Below are 4097 nucleotides of genomic sequence, written 5' to 3' on the forward strand. Positions count from 1 at the left end.
ACCCAAGCTACGGACTATAGTAATCATAACAATTACTGTAGGTTGGGTTGACGTAAGGAAACCCAACAAAAAGCAATGGGAAGAGGGAAATAGCGAGCGCTCATTCAGACAGATTTAGGTGTTGGGTGTTGGGTTTCGCTCCGAGGTTCCAATCTACAAAACGATGCGCTCGCCTTGAAGTTCTTTCCCAATCATCGTCGTCTATTTCGTATTTCTCCCTTAAGTGCTTCTCATCCATAGCATTTGATGCTATCATACCTTTACCCTCCTGAACGGTTACGCTTTAGGAGTTAGTATATGCTAGGATCACTGTAAACTCAGTCTAAATAAGAGTAAGTAAATAAACATGAGGCTCTTCTGGTACTGATAGAATATCCGCAAAATAGCCCTAAAAGTCTTGCCCGATAAGCATTTCACGATTCTATAAGCAAAAATTATCACACAAAGTCGAGAGGAGCCGACATATGAGTTTAAAACCTCAATCTCTAAGAACAAAAAAACATTTTAGCATAAATGTATTACTAATCATCCTCATTCTTTCACTAAGTATTTTTTTTAGGTTTTTTGAATTATCCCAAAAACCCTACACAACAGACGAGGTAAGAACGCTGCTTAGATCCTCGCGATATACCAGTCAAGAGCTTATCTCTCAATCTTTTAATGGACAAATTCTTACTGTTAAAGACCTAAACAAGTCGCTGCCTTTTTTGCCATCTTGAGGAAATTTGACGGCTCTTCTGGTTTCTGTGTGGAAACGAGGTCTATACCGATAGAATATCCGCAAAATAGTCCTAAAAGTTTTGCCCAATAAGCACTTCAGGGTTCCATAAGCAAAAATTATCACACAAAGTCGAGAAGAGCCATTTGACTAACTAATAGAGTTCAAACTATTAATTTTATCTTAACAGACAACAATTATAAATTTTTATTTTGATAATAAATCAGTTTATTACAATCTATGTCAAAATGGGATATACTTATCGCAAAAAGGAAAATTTCTGCTATCGATGGGAATGTTAATGATCATCAGATTTGAGTTAAGGGTTTCTGCTTCAGTAATCACTAAAAAAAGCTGGTCAACCTTCAGCTAATTTCTCTACTTTGTTATTCCTGAAAACTTAATTATTTCCCAATTTAATTGCCATGTATGAGAGTCTATGAACACATTTACTCCCCATCAAATTGTTAGTTTATTCTGCAAAAATCGAACTTTATACGGAGAAGTAATTCAAGTGATCGAAAGTCGTTCGGCTCTTTGGGTGCGTCCTCTTTGGTTAATTGTAGCCGATAATTTTGAGACCATTGATGTGCGGGAAGGGTCTGATTTAATCCTGCCGATCGAGTTATTTAACCCCGCCTTAGATACAGAAGTTTTACCCCTATTCTCCCAAGTAGTTAAAGATAATTATATCGCCAATATTTCCTATCCTCTCCAGGACTTTGTGGAGAAAGTTTGTCAAAATTATCCCGAATATTTTCAGAAAAATCTATGATTGATGAAGGCTATGTTAAATACGATTGTACTTGGATTCCTGCCCGTCCCTTAATAAGCTTAGAGATTGCAGAATTAAATTATTGGCGCAATCGCCTCTATCGACTGGGATTAATCGGTCAATACGATAACGGAATCGGTTTTGGGAATGTGAGTCAACGAGGAAAAATAGACAAAGAAATCATTATTTCTGGCACTAACACTGGGGGAATTCCAGTATTAAATGAATCCCATTACACCACAGTTATAGACTACGATTGGAAAGAAAATAGTGTCACTTGTCGGGGAACAATTGCCGCTTCTTCAGAAACTCTCACCCATGCAGCGATTTATGAAGCGAATCCCCAGATTAATGGGGTGATTCATATTCATCATCGCCCCCTGTGGCAAAATTTGATGTATCGAGTGCCGACCACCCAAGAAAATATCGCCTATGGAACCCCAGAAATGGCCGCAGAAATTATCCGTTTATGTCAAGAAGATCGTCTAGAGGAGCAACAAATTTTAGTGATGAGTGGTCATGAAGAAGGAATTATCGCCTTTGGGCAAGATTTAGCAAAAGCGGGTAATTTACTATTAGCCTATTACCAGCAATCTCAATCATCTTGAAAGTGACCTCCCCTCCAACTCAGCACCAGGGAGACAAAAGTGGTTTTAATTTAGTCGTTTTCATGTTAACTTGTTCTGTAGATTTTCGTTTTTGAGGAATGCCATCGTGATCGACATCTTCCATCATCTATCTGTCTCGATCGACTTTTCGCCTCTCACCAATGTCTTGATGACTATTTCGGAGCAAGACGTGGATATCATCGGGAATGTCCAGAAATCCTTCTCAAATTTCGTCAAAACTGGGCAAGCATGGGCCCTATTAATCGGTTTGATTGTCGGTTATATGTTTCGAGGTTTTACTTCTTATTAGCTTTTCGCCTATCAGCCTTCAGCCAGAGCGAGCAATTCTTGCTATTCTTATGTTTGTAGAGTTGGAGATTTTTCTAACCTGAAGCGGTAATGCTATCAGCGCCGGATTATCCCTAAAAATTGTTCAGCATATTTTAGTTAACTTTATCCACAATCATCTAACGAAAACAGTGACAGCAAAGAAAACTTGGAGCGATCGCTTTGAAGGTAGTCTCCATCCTACGATCGTAGAATTTAACGCCAGTATTGGCTTTGATATCGAATTAATCGAGTATGATCTCACCGGATCGATCGCTCACGCTAAAATGCTCGCCTATACGGGTATTATCAGCCCCGAAGAAGCAGATAGTCTCGTCTCTGGATTGGAACAAATTCGTCAAGAATATCGCACCGGCAACTTTAACCCCGGCATCGATCAAGAGGACGTGCATTTTGCCGTGGAACGTCGTTTAACCGAGATTGTGGGAGATGTGGGCAAAAAACTGCACACGGCCCGTTCGCGGAATGATCAGGTAGGAACGGATATTCGTCTGTATCTTAGACAACAAATCGATGATATTAGGCAAGAAATTCGCAATTTTCAGCAAGCTTTAGTCAATCACGCTGAAAACCATCTAGAAACCCTGATCCCCGGTTATACCCACCTACAGCGCGCCCAACCGATTAGTTTAGCCCATCATCTCCTAGCTTATTTTCAAATGGCCGAACGGGATCACCAAAGATTAGGGGAAATTCGCGCCAGGACTAATATTTCGCCCCTAGGATGCGGGGCCTTAGCGGGGACGACTTTTCCCATCGATCGTCATTACAGCGCCAATTTACTCGATTTTGAGCAGGTGTATAACAATAGTCTCGATGGAGTTAGCGATCGAGATTTTGCCATTGAATTTATGACGGCCGCTAGTCTGATTATGGTCCACCTGAGCCGTTTGAGCGAAGAAATAATTCTCTGGTCTTCCCAAGAATTTAGTTTTATCACTCTCACCGATAGTTGTGCCACGGGATCTAGCATTATGCCCCAGAAAAAAAATCCTGACGTTCCCGAATTGGTGCGCGGCAAAACAGGGCGGGTTTTTGGGCATTTACAGGCGTTATTGACCTTAATGAAGGGTTTACCCCTAGCCTATAACAAAGACTTGCAGGAGGACAAGGAGGCGTTATTTGATGGCGTTAAAACCGTGCGGATTTGTTTGCAAGCGATGACGGTACTTTTAGCCACTGGGATTCAATTTAAAACTGACCGATTAGCTAACGCGGTGGCGGAAGATTTTTCTAATGCGACGGATGTGGCGGATTATTTAGCCAGTAAGGGGATTCCCTTCCGAGAAGCTTATAATTTAGTCGGGAAAGTCGTTAAAAGCAGTTTGGCAGCGGGTAAGTTATTGAAAGATTTAACCCTGACGGAATGGCAAGAATTACATCCAGCTTTTGAGGCCGATATCTATGACGCGATCGCTCCTCGTCAGGTGGTGGCGGCCCGTAATAGCTATGGTGGCACAGGTTTTGAACAAGTGCGATCGGCTTTAATTCAAGCTAAAGCCATTCTCGATCATCGGAAATTTTGGGTCTGAAACCCCGCCGTTCTAGGTTGGCTTTACGTTAGAATTAAAAGGCCAGTCTCGAAAACCAAGTGGACGGCGCAGCACCTTGAAAACTCGGCTTAGGGGGTTCCGACCAGAAAAGCTTG

The 4097-nt window shown here is 41.5% G+C and carries 4 protein-coding genes; all 4 read left to right on the plus strand.

All coding sequences use genetic code 11. The features are described 5' to 3' along the window. Window positions 1-1157 precede the first annotated feature (1157 nt). The 4 genes from IM509_RS00410 to argH all read left to right on the plus strand — a co-directional run bounded on the left by IM509_RS00410 (window position 1158) and on the right by argH (window position 3981). Window positions 1158-1493, plus strand: coding sequence for a hypothetical protein (locus IM509_RS00410; protein ID WP_052277408.1), 336 nt, complete (start codon window positions 1158-1160; stop codon window positions 1491-1493). After that, entirely contained in the window at window positions 1490-2101 is a 612-nt protein-coding gene (locus IM509_RS00415) for a class II aldolase/adducin family protein (RefSeq protein WP_185236770.1), read from the plus strand. The genes IM509_RS00410 and IM509_RS00415 overlap by 4 nt, the downstream gene beginning before the upstream one ends. A 106-nt stretch (window positions 2102-2207) precedes the next feature. Beyond that, the gene (locus IM509_RS00420) at window positions 2208-2411 is read left to right on the plus strand and encodes a hypothetical protein (RefSeq protein ID WP_052277410.1); all 204 of its coding nucleotides are present in this window, start codon (window positions 2208-2210) and stop codon (window positions 2409-2411) included. A gap of 169 nt (window positions 2412-2580) precedes the next feature. After that, window positions 2581-3981 (plus strand): argininosuccinate lyase, encoded by a 1401-nt coding sequence (gene argH / locus IM509_RS00425; protein ID WP_185236771.1) that lies wholly within the window; start codon window positions 2581-2583, stop codon window positions 3979-3981. Window positions 3982-4097 lie beyond the last annotated feature (116 nt).

The sequence above is a fragment of the Microcystis sp. M31BS1 genome (assembly GCF_020245285.1).
GTDB lineage: Bacteria > Cyanobacteriota > Cyanobacteriia > Cyanobacteriales > Microcystaceae > Microcystis > Microcystis panniformis.